Genomic DNA, 20,356 nt, shown 5'->3' on the forward strand with positions numbered 1-20,356 from the left:
TAGATGGATTCGCGGATCCGTACTGATCGAGCGCTATCGAGCCTAACTGTCCGCGACACTCCGAAAAAAGATGCTAAATACGGCCGCTATTTTGCCATACTAAAAACAGATATTTGAAAACGGTGTGGTTAGAGGACGACCCACTGAAGATAGGAGTGGAAACGACACTGGCACCAGAGTTGCCCGTATCGAATTGGTACTCATCGAGAGTACTGTCTTCGAAATCGTCGACGATCGTCCCGAAAGGTCGTCCCCGCAGCCGCGGGCAAGGTGAAACGGCCAGCATAGACGATTTCGCGTTCGATTATCGGGAGTCTCTTCCTCACGAGCTTATTCTACATGACGGCTGCCGTTGTACTTTCCTCACGATGATTATCGTGAGGGCGTCTCGACCGACTTATTCTGAATAAAGCCGGTGAGGTAAAGTTATACTGCAGATATATTAATATAAAGTTCAAAAAATAGTACTAAGTGGAGTTCGAAAGACTCGGAACGTATCGGCCCTCCTGCGAGTGACGACCACACCATCGTGGCAGCTCCGATTGCTCCATCGGAGGAAGCAACGCGACGCACGCATACGTATAATACACATATGTCAGATAAAAATCAGTCAGAAAATAAGCATCGACGCGAAACCGACACCGACGCTTCCGCTCACGCGAGCGACACGAATCGTCTCCTCGACCGGCGCGACTACCTCAAGTTGACGGGAACGACCGCCGCTGCCGCCGCTGCTGGTTTCGGTGGGGCTGGGACTGCTGCTGCCGAGAGCTACGATACCGTGACGGTTGGGAAAAACGAAACGAAAAAATACAATCTCGGTGATAATGATACTCTCGAAAACATCCTTTTCGACATCACCGCTCCTGGTGCCCGAGTGAAAATTCGCCCTGTCGGGAGTGGTTGGGTCGTTCGCAACATCGGGTTCAAGGGCCGTTTGGATCTCAACAGTTCCGGACCGAAATGGTACATGATTGGACCGGAAGTGTCCAAGGGTGGCACCGGCCTCATCGAAAACGTCTATCTCGGTGACGGAGCCACGAACGATGGTGGAACCGGCATCTTTGTCCCCCTCAACCACGCCGGGACGCTAACCATTCGGCGGTGTTATTTCCAACACTGGGCGGACAACGGTGTCTACGGCAGCGCCCCGGGCCGCGACCCGCGCAACCCCGGCTACGGCACCGTCCAAATCGAGCAGTGTTACGCGCGCAACAACAACCTCTCGAACTTTCGGGTTGGCACCGACGGCTCGTACGTGCGTGATTCGGTGATTCACGTCGATGACGACGTCCCCTATGCGTACGGCGATCCCGGCGCGGTGAATTCGAGGGGAATCTGGGCGAAAGAAGGCGGAAACATCACGGTTGACAACTGCGATATTCTGCTCGAGCACCCAGACGGCAGCGCCTGCGTCTGGGAGGGCGATAACGACCGAACGGGTCTTGCAAAAGTACGCAACTCTCAGATCGACGCGCGGGGGAGCAGTGTCCAACGGTTCACCGGAAATGTCGATGTTGGTCCGAACGTCGGTCAAAACCCCGACGTAGGGGTGCCAGCTGGCGTTCCCCAAAGCGCCAAACAGGCAGCACAAGGCAGTGGTGGCAGCCATTTGCTTGAAATAACCGGGAGTGGGACGCATACTGACTACAGCTTCACGGTGGACAGCAATCTCAAGGGAGCTGGAAGTCTCGAAAACACCGACAATATCGTCAATAACAATCAGAGTGCGTCGGGCGCGGTCGGTGGCGGCACCGACGCATACACGTTCGACGGAAACCTCCGCGCGTTCAACTTCAACGGCGGTCAGGTGAATGTCCTCCTTGACGGGAAACCAGCGCACGTCGGCCAGCGTCCCGACCACTTCCTCCAGATCGAAGGGCAAGGAACTCCCACCCCCTACAGCTTCAACGTGAGCAACAACCTCGAAGGGGCCGGGAACCTCCAAGACAACGACAATATCGTCAACCATGGTTGGAGCGCGTCGGGTGAAGTTGGCGGCGGTACCGACTCTTACACGTTTGACGGCGACCTTGTCTCGTTCGATTTCGACGGGGAAGTGAACGTCCTGCTCGACGGCCAGCCGGCTCAGGTCGGTCAGCGTCCCGACCATCTCCTGCAAATAGAAGGGACAGGAAACTCCGTCGACTACGACTTCACGGTGAGTAGCAACCTCGAGAAAACCACGGCAGGAGGTGGCTCGATCAATTCGTCGGACAACATCACCAATCAGGGGCAGAGCGCATCCGGAGGAGTCAGCGGCGGCACCGACGCCTACACGTTCGACGGCGACCTCCGCGCGTTCGATTTCAATGGCGGCGAAATAAACGTGCTGCTCGACGGCGGACCAGCGCACGTCGGCCAACTTCCTGACAAGGTCTGAGAGGGTGATACATAGAGTATCTCCATCTCTTTCGGCCATCAAGGACTAATTCACGCCAACAGAAATTAATATTTTAATAAAATACTAAATAATAAAAATGAACTCAAATAACGACAAACAGGCTCCGGAAATGCAGCGACGCAGGTATCTCGCCGCTATTGGTGGCGGGCTAACGATCGGACCCGTTAATCGACTAACTGGCGACGACACTACAAGGAGCAGTATCGGCACTGATAGAGAAGACGGTAATGGCGGTGACATGGAAAGCCAGAGCAGCGGGCGCTGGGAACAGTTGGCGGATATGCCGACCGGGGTCTCAGCCACGGGTCGCACGGGAGCAGTTCTCAACGGAAAAATGTATAGCTTCGGTGGAATCCTCACCGACGTCAACAAGCCGGAGAGTCAGGACCGAGAGCAAGTCGACACCGTATGGATCTTCGACCCGTCCGCCAGCGAGAGCGGTTCGTGGAAGAAAGGGTCGCCGATGCCACAGAAGCTTGCAGGCGCTGCCGCGGCCGCCGCGAAAGGGAAGATATACCTCTTCGGTGGTGCCAAACCCGGTGGCGGGCCGTGGAACGGGCAAGATACACTCGCCAACAAGATTTACCGGTTCGATCCAAACGGCTCGCCAGAATGGAAGGATGTAACGCCGCCAGATGGTCTTCCTCAGGGTGGACTGTACGCAGCGTCAGCGGTGTATAGCCAGCAAACCGACCGTATTTACGTCGTGGCGGGTGGAATGGGCGATCCAAAACCGCCAAACTCGCAACGAATCTGGACGTTCAAGCCCGAAGAAAACGAAATCGCAAATCCGAACTGGGCGACGCTGCCCGCAGATCTGGCGGCGCGATGGGGGTCTGCCGCCATTCTTTCGACGGGTGGAAGCAAATACTTGCACGCATTCGGTGGTATCCATTACTCACCCGGCGGCACCCTCGAAAAACACGTTCGGTACGAACTTTCAGTCGGTGAATCGTCGGAAGAGGTCATGTCGCCGCTTCCACATTCCGGTGGAAAACTGGCGTCAGCAGTGATCAACGACAGACTCTACGTGACTCTCGGTCTCTATGATGAATCCGGTGACTGGTCTATAAGCGACTTCAAAAATCACATGATGATGTACACCCCCGCTCTAGACTCGTGGAGCACGGATCTGCCGGAGATTAGTGAAGGCCGCGTCCGTGACCCCGGCGCAACAGGTGTTATCGATGGCAGCATGTACATTGCCGGCGGTCATCTGAAGGAATACGAAGGCGATAGTAGAGACTTCCCCAACGCGCCAGCAGGCGACCATATCGTAAAACCGTGGACTGATGGCTTTCACGCCGGTCGCCGCCCCGACAACGTGCTTGAGATAACCGGAAGTGGGACACGCACCGACTACAGCTTCACGGTAGACAGCAATCTCACCGGGGCTGGAAGCTTCGACAGTGGCCAAGACGAGATCGTCAATCAGGGTCAAAGTGCGTCGGGGACAGTCGTCAGTGGAACCGACGCCTACACGTTCGACGGTGACCTCCGCGCGTTCACCTTCGATGGTGGAGGAATAAACGTCCTGCTCAACGGGCAGCCGGCACACGTCGGCCAGCGTCCCGACCACTTACTTGAGATAAACGGAACTGGAACGTACACTACCTACAGCTTCACGGTGGACAACAATCTTGAGGGGGCTGGAACCCTCGATAGTGGTCAGGATGAAATCACCAATCACAACCAGAGTGCGTCGGGGGCAGTTAGCGGTGGAACGGATGCGTACACGTTCGATGGCGACCTCCTCGCGTTCGACTTCGACGGGAAAGTGAACGTGCTGCTTGATGGTGAGTCAGCGCATGTCGGGCAACTTCCCGACCACGTCTGAAAAGGAGGCATGTCGAATAATCTCGCCGCTGTTGGTCATCGAGGATAGACGTACGACGGCAAATATTTTTGCAGAACCCGACGTGAGGTTGGTCGTAACCTATGGATAGCTCATTTCCGTGTTCACCTCGAAATAGACAACTCGGTCAATGATGTTTTCGCCAGTACGCAGTGAGTGTGTAGGCTGGCGTGATTGGTGTGGTCACGGCAGTGTTTATGCTTGTGTTGCCAGCCTTTCAGAATCGTGAGGATGACAAAGTAAACACAGAAACCGACCGAGTCGCTCGGCACAGACTAACCAGATACCTCGACGCCCACTTCCGAGTGCGAGTATCGCGGTCGTGGCAATACCACTGCTGTCGGTCAGAAACCATATACTCAGACCATCCACAGTGACGGGACGCCAGAGAAACCTCCAGAGCCCCGCGATTTGAGGCTCGGGAAGATGTCATTCATTCGGCTGTGGAATCCATACCACTATTATATTCCTCTGTTTAGATGAGATTATAATGTGTGAGAGTTGGATAGTGAACCAAGCGGTATTTCAGTTATTGGAGATTTCAAACATCGCTATTCGAATTGGCGCTAGCAGACATTCATTCACTGCTAGTGCATGCGCACACGATGGGGATGAACAGTCATTGTCTAGTGTGAATGAAGGAATTGTTAGCAGTGAGGCACCGGTTGTCGATACTACCATCTCTAAACTGGTGATGGAGAGTCAAGACCAACCGTTGCAATCACATAGGGTACCTCAGATCAGCCCCTCGTCAACGACGCGTTGTGATGGTATTCTGAGAGATGTCCACCACTGGGTACGAACGAAATAGATATGTCTGACGATTCAACAGCGGAGGAACTATTTGAATTTCTAGCGCAGCGCCGCGCCTTTATAAAATGTATAGTAGAAAATGATGGGCCGACCAGCAAACAAACGCTCATTGAAGAGACGGGGACTTCTCAGCCGACGGTAGATAAAGCGCGAAAAGAGCTAGATAGATGGAATTTGATTGAGGAAGAATCCGGCGTCATTACTTCGACGCTTTTCGCAAGATTGGTCTGGGAAGCATATCACACACTACAGCAACATATTGCGACAATCATACCACCTGACAGCGAGAGTCCACTGTGGCCGACGGAAGCAGACCAACGAGAGGTAATGAGGCTGGTTGCCAATCGACTCGAAGTCATCGAAAGCGTAGAGCCTAAACCACGGGAAAAACGCGATATTGTTGATTGTCTAGATGTGTCATCATCGACGGTGAATCGAGCAATTCGTAATCTTGAATCGCTTGGACTTGTCAGTAGGGAATCGTCGGGATACACTATTACATCGAGTGGACAGCAGGCTATAGATCAATACCGATTCACGATTAAGACAATCAAGGACATCCTCAAGGTACAAACTGTGCTACAGACACTCCCAGCGACCAGCCAAATTCAGCCGTCGGCACTAGTTGATTCTGAAGTAGAGAAGACTGCTAATGCTCCACCGTATCACTTCCCTACAGGGTTGCGGGAACGGATTGAAAACGCCACGCACACACGCTTACTTCTGCCTGTCCTCGCTTCTCCCCAGTTACTCGATTGCTGTCTCCAAGAAATCGCGCAGGCCGATATGGCGCTCGAACTGCTCACTACTTCGGCATTATTTGACACACTCACAACGGATTTTCCTGGCCCACTTGCAACGATGGCGACTATCGGGCGCGACTCCTTCACTGCGTCTGTGATTGAAGCGACATCGACGACTGTTCCGACATTCGGACTAGTACTCACTGAGACAGATACAGCGACTGCTGCCTCGATCATTGTGTACAGCAATCAAGATACAATTCAGGGTGTCATCCACGCTAGCAACGATGCTGCAATCAATTGGGCGACGAAACAGTACGCACGTGCTCGTAATAACGTAACTGATGTGACCGACGACTTGCGTGATTTGGCGCCTGATGGAGCGGCTTTATCGAGTGGTAGGATGTCAACGGTGGGTGATCAGAGCCGCGTTGCGCGGGAAGCAGAGGGGTTTGTTCAGTTATCACCGGACTATTTCACCCAGCGAACACCGTCCTCTCCGGCCACTGCAGTACGTTCGGGCATCGATTTGGTTGATGTTCACGCCGGGTATGCCATTGATCGTGAGGGAAAACGTGATGAGTCTCGGTATAACTTCACCTCTGATATTATCAAGAATATTCGTACAAATACCAATCAGGTGGTCATTGGTCCACCTGGCTCGGGAAAGAGTACGGTCTGTAAAGCGGTTGCTTGTCAGTGGTATGAGCAGGGCATTGGCCCTGTGTTTTATCGTTCTGACAGTACCGGGACAATGTTTAATACACCAGCTGAAATTCGTGAGCAGTTGCGTGAGTCTGTTACTGACGGGCACGTACTCGTGGTTGTTGAGGAGGCAGTTCGGCCAGAGGCGAATGCGATCTTTCGTGTGATGAAATCGTTCAGGGGAAATAGTAACATAACATTTTTGCTCGATTCACGGACTAAAGAGTGGAAAGGCTCCGTCACATCACCAACTGATGCGAAACTTGAGGCCTATCGCAAGGAAGCTATCGAAGAGGTACCCGTTCCCGGTCTTGACAAAACGGAACGCGGTCGGTTTATTCAGCAGATCGAACAAATCACTAATCACACTTTCAGTAGGGCAATCTCTCGCCAGTTCCGTGAAAATCCGAATAAAAAAGAGAATACGGATACCCCGTCAGATAGTCGAAAGCAATCATCGACAGCTGCCGAACCCAGCGATCTACTCGTGTTCTTACATCGACTAGTAATGCATGTCGACCCACTTGCAGTGTATGAGTCAGCAACGCCGACAACACTGGTTGAGGACGTCCAGCGTACATACGAAGATCTTCAATCAAGAGGGGATCTTGCTCTCAACGTCGGTCTCGTAGTAAATATGCTAAATACAGCCGGTATTGGAGTTTTTCCGACACTTGTTTGCGCGCTAGCAGGGGGCGAGGATGAGTCTGAAATCGAGACAGTGCGGGAGATACTCTCATCGCTTGAGGGGCGTCTCGTCTTCACAAATAAAAATAATCTCACATCTGAAGATGCACCGTATCGAGCAGTTCATGAAGCTTGGTCAGCACTCTTTCTCAACCATTTCATATCGACTACGACCAATCATGCAGCGAGCAAACGAATTGGCCACTGTATCACGGCACTTCTTCGGCTTGCAGATTCGGAAACACTGCGCAATCGAATTATGGAAGCGTTTCTGGGTGACACACCGGTGATAGAGGGTATTGCAGCTGCACCTAGGGAATGGGCTGATAATACGGTTGAGCAACTCTTCCAGTTCGGAATGCGACGACCAAGTCTTTCTCCATTGTATGGACAGACTAAAAATACGTTCATAAAATTGCCAAAAGTTTGTTCGTTGAAAACAACCGTCAACTGTACTCTTTGGCGAGCGGGAATCGCACGACAGACAGGAAAATGGGACAGAGCAGAGGAAGAGTACGAAGCTTTATCGACATTTGTGTCAGAAGTTGAGACACAAGACACTGAATGGGCCGCAACACTACGCGGGCAACAGTGCCAAGGGCTTGGAATCGTTGCATGGTATCGAGGCGAGTTTAATTCTGCAAAGGCCTACTATGTACGCGCACTCAATCATTATTCTGAAGACGAAGATAAACGTCGATGTGCCCAAACACGAATGAATCTCGGACTAGTTTCGATGGCTCGTGGCGATATGGAATTGGCCGAGGACGCTCTTACTCGAAGTTACGATCTCCATCAGGAGTTGAAGGATACACAGGGCGCTGCCCTATCATTATCCAATCTCGCAGGAATTACAGTAGTAACTGAAGGAGTAACGCCAGCCATCGACCAGTACCGCCGAGCGTTAGACCTCACGGACGAAGCCAACGATACTCAAATGAGGAGTAACTGTCTACAAGGACTAGGACGTGCTCTCGCAATGCAGGGAGACCTCGATGCAGCGACGTCCTATTGTATGCAAGCGCTTGAACTCTGCCGTGAAATGGGCATTCGCGACATCGAAGCGTATAGCCTCGCTCAACTAGGGTTAATCAATCGACTTCGTGGAAACTTTAGTACAGCCGAGGATTATCACAAAAAGTCTCTCGCTATTCGCCAAGAAATTAGTGACCAAAGAGGTGAAGCAGGAAGCCTCGCCTCACTGGGGCTGCTTGCGTGCAAGAATGGTGCTTTGGACACCGCTGAAAAACGGTGTCTGAAGAGTATCAATATCTGTCAGGACATCGGTGATCACGTTGTCGAAGCAAAGTCCCTCGCTACACTCGGGTTAGTGGCCCGCAATCAAGGTACACTCCAAACTGCTGAAAAGCATCTCTATGAGAGTCTCTCGAAGTATGAAGACGCTGGCCACAGGCTGGGCAAAGCCACGGTTCAACGCCGGCTTGGAAGTGTTGCCTGCGATGGTGAACAATACCGCTCTGCAGAAACTAACTACATGGGGGCAGTACGTGATTTCTACGCCTTGGGGTGCCGTATCGAGGTGAAACGAACAATAAACGGTCTTCGATTAATGGAGTATAGAGAAAGTAACTCGGAGAAAGGAGCGAAACGACTTGAAGAGGCCATGAAATTATATCGGCACTAACTCCACTGCCAGCAGTGGAAACACCCGAAGTATATCCAGTTCTTCCTGCCGGGAATCCTCATGCAGCTAATCGTCTTCATCACCGACTACATGGGAGTCAGACTGAACTCGGATATCGACAACCGGTACCATCTACAACTGTCGAACCAACTCGGGCATTTTTCCCACGTCCTTCAGCCGAAACGGGTACAGTTTCGCTAATTCGAACAAGCTGAGGTCGTATCGTCGCAGTCGTTCCGCCTTGGTCGTAGAGAGGTTCCCAACTCGCTTTACGAACGAATCCTGCTGACTTCCGCTGAAATCGTAGAGCAGGTCGCTCAGGAGTCGTTGAAGTCGCCACTTTCTGCCTCTCGTTTCGTTCCATCGGCGTTCGTACGTCCGTAATCGTTCGGCGGAAACGTCGTCTGCTGACAGCGCGTTTCGGGCAACGGTGGCGGCCATCTTCGCCGAGGCCAGTCCCGGTCGAATGCCTTCGCCAAACAGGGGATTGATGCTAGACGCGGCATCCCCGATAGCCATGAAACCGTCGGTGGCCCGTTGGTTTGTCGAATCGTTCCAGACGCCCTCGCCCGCGTGTTTCGCCCTGATTTCCTCGACGTGCCAGCGCGGGTCGTCGTATACCCATCGCTCGGCGTACTCGTGAATCGAATCCCCCGTTTTGCGGGTAGCGTGGTATTCGTCCACCCAGCAGACGCCCGCCTTGCACACGTCTTCGCCCGCCGGAAACGTCCACGCGTAGCCCCCCGGCGCGAGTTGATGGTCGAATGCGAACAACATCGTGTCGTCGGTTTCGTACTCCCCCTCGATTTCGTATTCGAGGCCGATTCCGCGCCGTGCGGCGTCCGTATCGAAAAATCCCAACTCGGACGTGATGATTGCACTCGGCCCACTCGCATCGACAGTTATCCTTCCGCGGAGTTCACCGTCACCGTCGGAATTTCGGTACCGGACGCCGCGAATCGCTCCACCTTCGGCAATCGGTTCCGTGACGGTCGTTCCGGTGTAGATGTCGGCCCCGCGGGATTTTGCGTCGGCTCCCAAAAATTCCAGTAAGCCGGGAAAATCGAGGACGTAGCCCCCGATGTCGAAGCGACTGCACTCGGTCGGCCCTTCGAAGGTGATAGTGTCGGGTTCGCCCATGATGACTTCGTGGGGAATGTCGTACTCATCGATGACTTCCTCGAACGTCCCGCCCGTGGATTTGTCGTTGTCGCGGAGGTCGCCGTTTCGTTCCAGAACGGCGACCGAGAAGCTCGAATCGGAAACGATTTCGCGCGCAAATTGGAGTCCCGCTGGCCCCCCGCCGACGACGATACAATCGTAATCGCACTGCATAGCAAAGCGTCCACGACCACGTGAATAAAGGTTGACCGAGCGACAGCTACTCGGCCAACTCGACTGCGATTTCGTTTCGACGCATAAACGGCGGCGTCCACGGGGCGTCGTAGCGGAGCAAGAACGGTTCACCCTCCGGCGTCAAGTCGTGAGCGGCGAGGGTGTCGAACAGTCGCCGCTGATTTCGTTCGACTCGACCTTCGGTCGCAAACCACGAAAACGGTCGGACTGCTAGCGTCCGCGCGCCGATGTGGTCTATCGTCACCTCGTCGGTTTCCGGTTTCGGCGCGCCCTCGGCGGTGTATTCGCCGGGCAGGAAAAACGCCATCTCAACGCCGTCAACAGACTGCTCCGATGCGACCGGTGCAGTCATGGCAATTTTCTCCGGTTCGGTGGTAACCGGCGCAGTCATCGAGATTTCTTCGTTCAACTGGTTTCCACCGTCGATGTACGCAAACAGTCGTCGGAACGCTTCGTCCTCGTTTTCGGCGGTGGTTCGGGCAACGACCGTATCCGGATACCGCCGAATTTCGACGCCATTCAGAGTGAGTGCAGTCGTGTACGGAACCCGCTCGGTCGTCCGTTTGCTGTACGCACCCCATCCGACCCACGCGATTCCGAGCGCGGCGAGAGCACCGACTGCGAGTTTGGTTGGCGTACTGGCAGTACGTGGCATGAGATTCCATACGTCAGGAAAGAGCAAGTAGCTACTCCCTCTCCGGTTGGATAGCGGCTATTTCAGCAATCGGTAACAGTTCTCTTTATATTTCGAGCCAACTGCGGAGATATGGAGTGGGAACCCGACAGAGGATTGTAGGCACGGATGGTGCTGACGGTGTTGCTCGTCGCCGGATTCGCGGTTGCCCTCCCTGTGAGGGTGTGGCTTCTCGCCACGCAAACCGCGCGTCTCGTCGCGTGGGCGACGGGAACGACGATTGGTTCTGTGGAACCCGCCGTCTTGACGCGGATTCTACGCCGACGCTCGAAATGCGTGTTCGGGCGGTAACCACCAACAGTTACCCCGTGACGAAATCCTTATGAAACATTCACACTACGTTGTTTCCATGCCGATACAACGACGCAGATTCATTCAAGCGGCGGGCGTAGGTACTGTCGCCGGACTTGCTGGCTGTACCGGTTCATTGGGGAACCAAGACGGGAATCAAAACGGGAGTCAAAATCAAGGGTCGTCCGGAAACGCCGACAACGGCGAACTCGTCCTCGCCACGACGACCAGCACCTACGACACCGGCCTGTTGGACGAACTCCATCCACCATTTGAGGACGCCTTCGGCGTCACCATCAAAACGCTCTCGAAGGGAACCGGCGCGAGCATCCGAACCGCGGAGGATGGAGACGCTGACGTGATTCTCGTCCACGCGCGGGGAGCGGAGGACGAATTCTTGCAGGCGGGCCACGGCGTCAATCGCCGGGACGTGATGTTCAACGACTTCGTCATCGTCGGGCCGGAAAACGACCCGGCGGGAATCAACGGTATGTCGAGCGCGACGGAGGCATTTTCGACCATCGCAAACCAACAAGCGACGTTCCTTTCGCGCGGCGACGATTCGGGCACGAACAAGAAGGAACTCGCCATCTGGGAGCAGGCCAGTGCGCAACCGAACGGAAAATGGTACCGGGAAGTCGGAAAAGGCATGGGGGATACGCTCACGCAGGCGAATCAATCGAGCGCCTACACGCTCGCAGACCGCGGGACGTTCCTCTCGATGAAAAACGACATCAATCTCGTGATTCACGTACAGGGGCCGCTCAAGGACGGGCCAGTCATTCTGAAAAATCCCTACGGCGTAATTCCGGTTAATCCCGCGAAACACGACAACACGAACTATCAGGCCGCGATGGCCTACGCCGGGTATCTGACCAGTCCGAAGGCACAGAATCTCATCGACAACTACACGGCAAACGGGTCGCAACTGTTCTTCCCGAACGCGCTGTCGGAGCAACCGAACTTCGGTCAGTACGTCCCGCAGGGCTACTCCGCCCAACAGGCCCAATCCCTCTCGCGCGAGGACAAAAAATATCTCTCGTGGGTCGAACAGAACGTTCCCGCGGACTACTGAATCCGGCAGATAGCGAATTCATCTCGTTTCAGTCGTCATGCTCGCACAACTCATCCCCGGCGCGGACTGGCAGTATTTCACGAGCATCGCGGTCGTCTCGCTGTACGTGAGCGTAACGGCCGTGGCGATTTCGACGCTGGTCAGCCTGCCAATCGCGCTGGCCGTCGGCTTTTCGGATTTTCCGGGCAAGCGCATCGTCACCGCGGTTATCAACACCGGGATGGGGTTTCCGAGCGTCGTGGTCGGCCTGCTCGTCCTGCTGACGCTCTCGAATCGGGGGCCGCTGGGCGAGTTGGGACTGGTTTTCACACCGACCGCGATGATAGCCTCGCAGTTCGTGCTGGCGACACCCGTCATCACGAGCATCAGCCTTTCCGCCATCGAATCGGTCGGACAGGACGTGCGAGACGCGGCGTTCACGCTCGGCGGCACCGACACGGACATCGGCGTCCTCGTCGTCAAAGAAGCGCGCTACGGCATCGTCACCGCGGTGCTCGCCGGATTTGGGCGGGCCGTCAGCGAAGTCGGGTCGATTCTCATCGTCGGTGGCAACATCGTCTTCAGCGACGGAACCTCCTACACTAGAACGCTCACGACGGCGATTACGGTCGAAGCGCGACAGGGACATTACGAGACGGGATTAGTCCTCGGCGCGATGTTGCTCGTCCTCGTCCTCTGCGTGAACGTCCTCGGGTCGTGGGTTCGCAGTCGAAGCAGGGGCAGGGGTGAGATTCAGCGATGACCCTTTCCGCAATCGACCTCTCGCACGGATTCGACGGCGAACCGGTTCTTTCGGACGTGTCGCTCTCGGTGGAACCCGGCGACGTCGTCACGATAGTCGGGCCGTCGGGAACGGGCAAGACGACGCTTTTGCGCCTCCTCGGAATGTTTCGTCCGCCCGAATCAGGAAGCATCGAGTGGCGAAACGAGGACGTGTGGCGACTGTCGGAGGACGACCGGTTGGGAATCCGACGACGGGTCAGCATGGTGTTTCAGGAACCGTCGCTGTTCAACGCGCCGGTAGCGCAAAACGTAACCTACGGCCGCCGAGTTCGACAATCGTGGTCGAAACGGGTTCGGTCGAGTCTCGCCCGAACCCTCGGCAGTCGAACCGCGATGGACGGAACCGCCCCGAGCGTGACGAATGCACTCGAAACCGTCGGGTTGGTGGACAAAATCGACCAAAACGCGCTGTCGCTTTCGGGCGGGGAAGCCCAACGAGTCGCCTTCGCGCGGGCACTCGCAACCGACCCCGAGATTCTGTTGTTGGACGAACCGTCTTCGAATCTCGACCCGCGAAACACGGCGGTCATCGAGGAGGCAATCGCCGACGCAAGACGGCGCGGACTCGGCGTCGTCGTAGCGACCCACGATATGCACCAAGCCGAGCGAATTTCCGACCGCGTCGGCGTCCTACTCGACGGAACGGTAATCGAAACCGGGCCGCCAGAACAGGTGTTCGACAGTCCGGACGACGACCGAACGCGGAAGTTCGTCGCCGGAGAACTGATGTACTGACGGGTGAAATCGGAAAACGACACGGATGACGAACGACGCACCACGGCCGACGTTCGACGCGCAACTCGTCGCGGGAGATGTTGCTTTTGATGCGCGTGACGCGCAACTGCTCCGAGCAATCGACGACGAGGGGTCGCTGAACGCCGCCGCGAACGAACTCGGGCGCTCCTACGCGCACGCACAGCGACGAATCGTGGAACTGGAAGAAGAGTTCGGCTCGCTGGTTCGTCGCGAACGCGGCGGGTCGCGCGGCGGCGGAAGCACCGTGACGGATGACGCCCACGGCCTGCTCCAGCAGTTCCGCCGGGTAACCGCCGAATCCTCGGGTTTGGCGGAGGTGGACGAAACGGTGCTCGCGGGAATCGTCAACGAGCGCGATGGCGAGTTCGGAGTCGTGGAAACCGACGCTGGCGTCGTTCGGGCGTTGGTTCCGCCAGACACCGAGAACGTCGAGGTCGCAATTCGCTCGGACGTGATAACGCTCCACAGTCCGACTTCGGCCCCGGAGGGTGACGAAACGAGTGCGAGAAATCAGTTCGAGGGACGAGTTCGGGCGGTCGAAACGGGTGAACGAATCGCTCGCATCACGGTCGATGTCGGCGGAGGAACCCCGTTTCTCGCGCTGGTCACGACGACGAGCGTGGAGCGACTGGCGTTGGAACCCGACAAGGACGTCGTAGTGTCGTTCAAGGCGACGGCGACGCGGGCGGTGCCGCGTTCGTTACTGCGGTGACTATCGAGAATCGTCAATGAGTTCGAGACAGACGAGCACTATCTGTATCCCGGCCATCTCCCACGAATAGCGTTCCGCGGTTTCCCGCCCCCTTGCTTCGAGTCGTGCCATGAGTTCGGAAGATGAGCGAAGAGCGGAAATCGCGTCCGCGATTTCCGCCGGGGATTCCGGCGGAACGAGCAGAGCGGTTTCCCGGTCGCTGGCGTACTCCGCGATACCGTCCAGATTCGTCGTCACGACGGGGGTGCCACAGGCCATCGCCTCGACGTTGACCATGCCGAAACTCTCGTAATGCGAGGGGAGACAGAACACGTCCGCGGCGGCGTAATAGCCGGGGAGTTCGTCGTGGGGAACCGCCCCCTCGATGGTGATTTGCGAATCGAGTCCGCGGGCTTCGATTCGTCGTTTCAGCCCGTCGGTGTCGCCACGTCCGACGAGATGGAGATGCACGTCGTCCGGAAGTTCGGCGACTGCCTCCACGAGGTCGAATACTCCCTTCGCTTCCACGAACCGACCGACGAACAGCATGGTAAACTCGTCACGTCCGAATGCCGGTTCCGCATCCGGATGAAACCGGTTGATATCGACGCCGGGGTAGACGATACCGTCCGGTTCGTATCCGAGATGGTCGATGAACTCCCGTCTCGTCTGCTCCGAATTCACTACCGAGTGTCCAGACGACAGCAGTTCGCGAAGTCGCATCCCGATTCCCGCGCGTTCGAAGCCGTGAAAGACGCGAATCACCGGAATATCGAGGAGGTTCGAGAGGACGAGATCGTCGAGAAAGTCATGAGTTACGAGCACGTCGAGAGTCTCATTCATGTGGCGAATCGTGCCGTCACGGAGTGCACCGAGCAAGGGAAGTAGTTTTTCGTCCCCTACCGACAACAGGGCAGAATCGGCGGTCGGAAGGCTCCGAAAGAAGCTTCCGACCGTTTCGGGTTCCCCGTCCATCTGGACGATTTCCGCCTCCGTATCCCGCATTTTCGGCGTCAGTTCGCCAGATTCGGTGTAGAGGTACGACGGGTTGTGCTCTGCGACTGCATCGACCAGTTCTTGGACGTACATCACGACGCCGCCAGCGTCCCGCGTTCCGGCCTTTTTGAAATACATCCCGATGGTCAACTGTTCCGCTCGATTGTCCCCTGTTCGTTCGTCTCCGCTGTCTGTAGAATCACCGCGTACTCCAACACACTCAGTTCCCTCAACCCGTTGCGTTTCCCGGCGAGGAATCCGCAACCAACTTCCGTTGCTCATTCTCTGATTCGACTGGTTAATTCCACTTTGTTATGAGTCAGCAATAACGCGACCCTCGGTCGGTATGGAAACCCTACTGGACATGCCCGATCAAAAAAGAAAAACAGCGTTGGCAGGAAATCTATTGATAGACTTTGCCCGCTTAGATGCCCGATAACAGTGTAGAGACGTTACTGAAGTCGAAACAGTAGTTTCGTCCCTTGTAGCTGAAACAGAACCGACCCGACGGACTAGACGCCGAAATCCGTTGCTCGTCCACCGAATCGTCCGCCGAGGGTGCGGTTTCCGCGGCGTTGCCGGAGTCGGAACCGGTAGAGGAGTTGCCCGAATTTCCACCGTTTCCGGAACTGCCGGAGTTCCCACTGTTTCCGGAACCGCCGGAGTTACCGCCGTTTCCCGAATTTCCGCCATTTGCCGCCGACCCGCTCGCGGCCTGTTCGGCGGTCGTGGGCACGCCTTTCGGCGGTTCGTGCGATGGGTTCTCGCCGACGTTCGTCGTCTCGACGTTGCCGATGAGTTGGCCCTTAATCTGCGAATCCGTGACGCGGAACGTCGTCTTCGTAGCAGCCAGCGCGGATGCTCCGCCGTTCGTGTTCGCGTCCGTGCAGTCGATGTGGCAGTTCTCGAACTCGATGACATTGCTCGTCGTCCCGTAGCCGTCGTACACGCCGCGGGAGTTCACGACGCCGCCGTTGATGGGGTGAACCGGAACGTCCTCCGTGTTGTAGATAACCGTGTTTTTGACGGTCGTCCCGTCGTTTGCGATGCGGAGGTGGCTGATGTTGTTGTTCTTCAGGAGACAGCGGTCGAACGCGAGCGTCCCGTTGCCGCCGCCGGAGTTAGCCGACCCGGCCGCGTAAATCGCGTTGCCCGTCCAGCCGTTCATCGTGACTTCGTTCAGGTCGATGTGGCCCGAATGGGAACTGGAGACGCCGATTGCGCCCTTTCGAACCATGTCGCCGGAAACGCCGTCGCCGAGGTAGACGTGTTCGATGGTGCCGGTTCCGGAGGCGGCGATGAGGTTCGGATGGCCACCCAAATTCTCACCGGGCGAGTGCGGGCCGCTCATGTCCGCGGCACCTTTGAACCCGACGTTGCGAATCGTCCAGCCGGAACCGCTCGCCACGATTCGGGCGTCGGCTTTGTCGGCGCTGATGTCGATGAGTTTGTTCTCGAACGTTTCGCCGCTTCCGACTTGGAACTGCTTTTGGCTTCCCGCCGGAACGGTGATGGTTTCGTACTCCGCCGCCGCTGCCCCGTTCGAAAGTAACCCCGCTCCCGCAACCGTGAGCGCGGTCGAACCGGTCAGCTTCAGATACGAGCGTCTATTCAGTGAACTGTCTGAGATTTCTCTCTCGCGTACCGTCGTACTGCAATCGCGTGCCATGCAGGCTTCAATGCAAAGCCATCTTTTAATATTCTTGCGGTATGCATCCCATTCTCTCAAATCCACAAGGGGATTGTGTGAAACGGTGTCTCGCTCCTCGTTGTATCGTTCGAATCGGTGTTAGAACCGATGATTCCGAAAAATAAGTTAGTAATCGAACTATTTTGAGGCGGTAATCGAACGAGTTTTCGTAGAAATCGAATCGGTTGGCGGTGATTACGCTACGGTACGTGAATCATAACAAAGCCTGAACGACGGTTTGATACACCTATCGTGAGTCAGAGAAGGAACCAAGGACGCGAGCAGAGGGTACGCTGTAAACACTCTTTTTCGCCGATAAACCGAGACACGGTGTTCAGCCATGGCGGACAGTAACCACCTTTCTGACCTCCTATCGAGTTCGGTTCTCATCGTTCTCGGCGTCGTCGTCGCCTCTGTCGGACGGTTGGTCGAACGAATCGTCATCGCCCAACAGTTTTCGCCCAAATTGTACGGAGAGGTTTCCATCGCGTTCGCCATCATGACCGTCGGAACCACAGTGTCGCTCGTCGGACTGAACGACGGAATCCCGCGGTTCGTCTCGCGGTACGAGGACGAACGCGACGTTCGCGGCGTCTGGGTGCTCGGCTTGGTCGTCTCCCTCGCCGTCAGCATCCTCGTTTCCGTGCTGTTGTTGCTGAACGTGGACAGAATCACGGACGCGCTGTTCGAAACCGCAGTGTCTCGTGAACTGGTGCGACTGTTCATCCTGACGATTCCCGTCAGCGTCGGTTTGACCGTCGGCGTCAGCGCCCTTCGCGGATTGGAAAACACGCGGTATAAACTGTACACCAAAGACCTGCTTCACCCTTGCCTACGAATCGGCCTGCTGATATTTCTGCTCGGAACCGGGTTCGACCTGCTCGCGGTGGGCTACGCCTACTTCGTCGCAACGCTCGGAACGCTGGTCGTCGTCTACTTCCTCTCGAACAAACTCGTTCGACTCGTCGGGCCGGTACGAACCCACGTCCGGGAACTGTTGGCCTACTCCGCCCCTCTCATCGTGACGATGGTACTGTCGATTCTGCTCACCCGGATGGACACCCTGATGCTCGCCGACATGCGAACCTCCGCCGAAGTCGGCGTGTACAACGCCGCCTACCCACTCGCCAACAGTTTGCTGATGGTCATCTCCTCGTTCGGCTATCTGTACTTGCCACTCACTTCCCGCCTCGACGCGGACGGCGAACACGAGGAAATCACCGACATCTATCGTATCACGACGAAGTGGATATTCGTCTTTACCTTCCCCGCGTTTCTCGTGTTCACCGTCTTTCCGGGCGACGTGCTCTCGATTTTCTTCGGCCAGCAGTACGTCGGCGGCGGCATCGCGCTCGCCATCCTCTCGGTCGGATTTTTCACCAGCGCGGCGGCAGGTCGGAATCGGACGACGCTGGCCGCGCTCGGCCACACAAAATCCATCCTCTGGGTGGACGTGCTGACGCTCGCGCTCAACTTCGTCCTCAATATACTCCTGATTCCAAGCCACGGATTCGTCGGTGCCGCGATCGCGTCCGCCGGAGCCTACGTCCTCCGCAATATCGCGTTCAACGTGGTTCTCCAGTTGAAATCGGGTATCAACCCACTTTCCGCGCAGACGACACGAACCTATCTCGTCCTCCCCGTCGTGCTGTTTCCAGTTGCCGTCTTCGCCTCGAACTGGGTCACGCTGACCGCCGTCACCCTCCCGATATTTCTGGTCTGTTCGGGACTGTTGGGCCTCGTTGCCGTCGCTTTCGCAGGCAGTCTCCAACCCGAAGATGGCGTGTTCATCGAGTTCATCGAGAGTGCAGTCGGGACGGAATTTCCGGCGATTCAGCGGCTTCAGCGGTATTTACGCGCCCAAGGCGAATGAGATGGCAGCACTCTCCGTAACCGTAACTGCAACCGCAAACCACGACCGCGAACCGCACCGAAACCACGAACTTCCCGTCGTAGATTGTCACGACCGATACAACCGAGTCGGTGGCGGCACAACCACGACTGACCCATGTACGACGCCATCGTCGTCGGCGGCGGCATCGTCGGCGCGTCCGTCGCGTATCACCTCGCGCGGGAGGACGCCGACACGCTCCTCATCGACCGACACGACGAAGGACGCGCGACAGATGCGGGCGCGGGAATCATCTCGCCAGCGACGAGCAGTCGAACCGCTTCGTCCGTCTGGTTCGAGTTCGCGCTCAACGCCGCGGCCTACTACCCGACGCTGAACGACCGACTGACCGACGAACAAGAAGGAGACACCGGCTATTCTTCCTGCGAACTCCTCTCGGTCGCCGTGGACGAAGACGAGGTTGTGGACTTCGACGCCGCCACCGAACGCATCGAGAACCGGCAGGAAAAGTACGGGGAACCGAAACCCGGAACGACGACCGAACTGTCCGCAGACGAGGCCCAAGAGAAATTCCCCGCGCTCGCCGAAACCGAGCGATGTCGCGCCTACAGCGACGCGGCACGGGTGGACGCCCAAACGTTCACCGCGGCACTGCTCCGAGCCGGGGAACAGCACGGACTCACCGTCGCAGAACAGGACGTGACTAAAGTTCGTCACGAAAACGGAAGCGTTTCCGGCGTCGAAACCGCGAATGGCGACAGCTACGAGGCAAGCAACGTCGTCGTTGCTGGCGGCGCGTGGTCACCGCGGTTCGAGGAGTCGCTCGGCGTTTCGATTCCGGTCGAACCACAGCGCGGCCAAATCATCCATCTGGACTGCCACGACACGGATACCAACGATTGGCCCATCGTCGGCGCGTTTCGCGGCCACTACATGGTCCCGTGGGTGGACAACCGAATCGCCGTGGGTGCAACCCGAGAAGTCGATTCGGGATTCGAACCGCGAACCACGGTGGGTGGCGTCAACGAGGTGCTAACGGAGGCTCTTCGCGTCGCACCCGGACTCGAAGACGCGGAAATCGAGGACGTTCGAATCGGACTCAGACCACGCTCTGCCGACCAACTGCCGGTGTTGGGGCCGATTCCGACCGTCGAAGGCGTTCATCTGGCGACCGGCCACGGCGCGACGGGGCTTCAGCTCGGGCCGTACAGCGGGAAGTTGGTTGCAGATACTGTTCTCGGCGAACCAATGGAAAAAGAGCAGTTCAACGTGAATCGGTTCGAATAGTGTCGGTTGGGGGCATGTCGATGAAGCGGGCTG

The 20,356-nt window shown here is 56.5% G+C and carries 14 protein-coding genes; 10 read left to right on the top strand and 4 right to left on the bottom strand.

Annotated features, from left to right (window positions below; all coding sequences use genetic code 11):
• Positions 1 to 592 precede the first annotated feature (592 nt).
• The 3 genes from HL45_RS12005 to HL45_RS12015 all read left to right on the top strand — a co-directional run bounded on the left by HL45_RS12005 (position 593) and on the right by HL45_RS12015 (position 8,852).
• Positions 593 to 2,383 (top strand): hypothetical protein, encoded by a 1,791-nt coding sequence (locus HL45_RS12005; protein ID WP_049971329.1) that lies wholly within the window; start codon positions 593 to 595, stop codon positions 2,381 to 2,383.
• A gap of 259 nt (positions 2,384 to 2,642) precedes the next feature.
• Positions 2,643 to 4,241, top strand: a complete 1,599-nt coding sequence (locus HL45_RS12010; protein WP_049971330.1) for a Kelch repeat-containing protein — start codon at positions 2,643 to 2,645, stop codon at positions 4,239 to 4,241.
• 831 nt (positions 4,242 to 5,072) lie between these two features.
• Positions 5,073 to 8,852 (top strand): tetratricopeptide repeat protein, encoded by a 3,780-nt coding sequence (locus HL45_RS12015; RefSeq protein WP_049971331.1) that lies wholly within the window; start codon positions 5,073 to 5,075, stop codon positions 8,850 to 8,852.
• 132 nt (positions 8,853 to 8,984) lie between these two features.
• Here the strand turns inward: HL45_RS12015 and HL45_RS12020 are convergent, their stop codons facing one another.
• The gene (locus HL45_RS12020; RefSeq protein WP_049971332.1) at positions 8,985 to 10,187 is read right to left on the bottom strand and encodes an NAD(P)/FAD-dependent oxidoreductase; all 1,203 of its coding nucleotides are present in this window, start codon (positions 10,185 to 10,187) and stop codon (positions 8,985 to 8,987) included.
• Between the two features lie 46 nt (positions 10,188 to 10,233).
• Complete coding sequence (locus HL45_RS12025; RefSeq protein WP_049971333.1) at positions 10,234 to 10,863, bottom strand: SOUL family heme-binding protein; 630 nt, start codon at positions 10,861 to 10,863, stop codon at positions 10,234 to 10,236.
• A 147-nt stretch (positions 10,864 to 11,010) separates the two neighbouring features.
• Here HL45_RS12025 and HL45_RS12030 point away from each other — a divergent pair, with 147 nt between their 5' ends.
• Genes HL45_RS12030 through HL45_RS12050 form a run of 5 tightly spaced genes read left to right on the top strand, consistent with a single transcriptional unit; the run spans position 11,011 to position 14,519 of the window.
• Positions 11,011 to 11,193 carry a hypothetical protein gene (locus tag HL45_RS12030; protein WP_049971334.1) on the top strand — a complete coding sequence of 61 codons (183 nt, stop codon included), beginning with the start codon at positions 11,011 to 11,013 and terminating at the stop codon, positions 11,191 to 11,193.
• Between the two features lie 58 nt (positions 11,194 to 11,251).
• Positions 11,252 to 12,268 (top strand): substrate-binding domain-containing protein, encoded by a 1,017-nt coding sequence (locus tag HL45_RS12035; protein ID WP_049971335.1) that lies wholly within the window; start codon positions 11,252 to 11,254, stop codon positions 12,266 to 12,268.
• 37 nt (positions 12,269 to 12,305) lie between these two features.
• Entirely contained in the window at positions 12,306 to 13,010 is a 705-nt protein-coding gene (locus tag HL45_RS12040; RefSeq protein WP_049971336.1) for an ABC transporter permease, read from the top strand.
• A complete protein-coding gene (locus HL45_RS12045; RefSeq protein ID WP_049971337.1) occupies positions 13,007 to 13,786 on the top strand; it encodes an amino acid ABC transporter ATP-binding protein in 780 nt (259 codons plus the stop codon). Before HL45_RS12040 ends, HL45_RS12045 begins: the two co-directional genes overlap by 4 nt.
• A 25-nt stretch (positions 13,787 to 13,811) precedes the next feature.
• Positions 13,812 to 14,519: a TOBE domain-containing protein gene (locus HL45_RS12050; protein ID WP_049971338.1), complete on the top strand. Its 708-nt coding sequence runs from the start codon at positions 13,812 to 13,814 to the stop codon at positions 14,517 to 14,519.
• On the opposite strand, the gene HL45_RS12055 is transcribed toward HL45_RS12050, so the two are convergent.
• The gene (locus HL45_RS12055; RefSeq protein WP_084156901.1) at positions 14,520 to 15,776 is read right to left on the bottom strand and encodes a glycosyltransferase family 4 protein; all 1,257 of its coding nucleotides are present in this window, start codon (positions 15,774 to 15,776) and stop codon (positions 14,520 to 14,522) included. It lies immediately after the preceding gene.
• A gap of 142 nt (positions 15,777 to 15,918) precedes the next feature.
• On the bottom strand, positions 15,919 to 17,163 hold the full coding sequence (locus HL45_RS12060) for a hypothetical protein (RefSeq protein ID WP_233274764.1): 1,245 nt from the start codon (positions 17,161 to 17,163) through the stop codon (positions 15,919 to 15,921).
• Positions 17,164 to 17,524: 361 nt separating this feature from the next.
• Between HL45_RS12060 and HL45_RS12065 the strand changes: the two genes are divergently transcribed.
• Positions 17,525 to 19,057 carry a flippase gene (locus HL45_RS12065; RefSeq protein WP_049971339.1) on the top strand — a complete coding sequence of 511 codons (1,533 nt, stop codon included), beginning with the start codon at positions 17,525 to 17,527 and terminating at the stop codon, positions 19,055 to 19,057.
• A 135-nt stretch (positions 19,058 to 19,192) separates the two neighbouring features.
• On the top strand, positions 19,193 to 20,323 hold the full coding sequence (locus HL45_RS12070) for an NAD(P)/FAD-dependent oxidoreductase (RefSeq protein WP_049971340.1): 1,131 nt from the start codon (positions 19,193 to 19,195) through the stop codon (positions 20,321 to 20,323).
• The last annotated feature ends 33 nt before the right edge of the window (positions 20,324 to 20,356 follow it).

This window comes from Haladaptatus cibarius D43, assembly GCF_000710615.1.
Taxonomy (GTDB): domain Archaea; phylum Halobacteriota; class Halobacteria; order Halobacteriales; family Haladaptataceae; genus Haladaptatus; species Haladaptatus cibarius.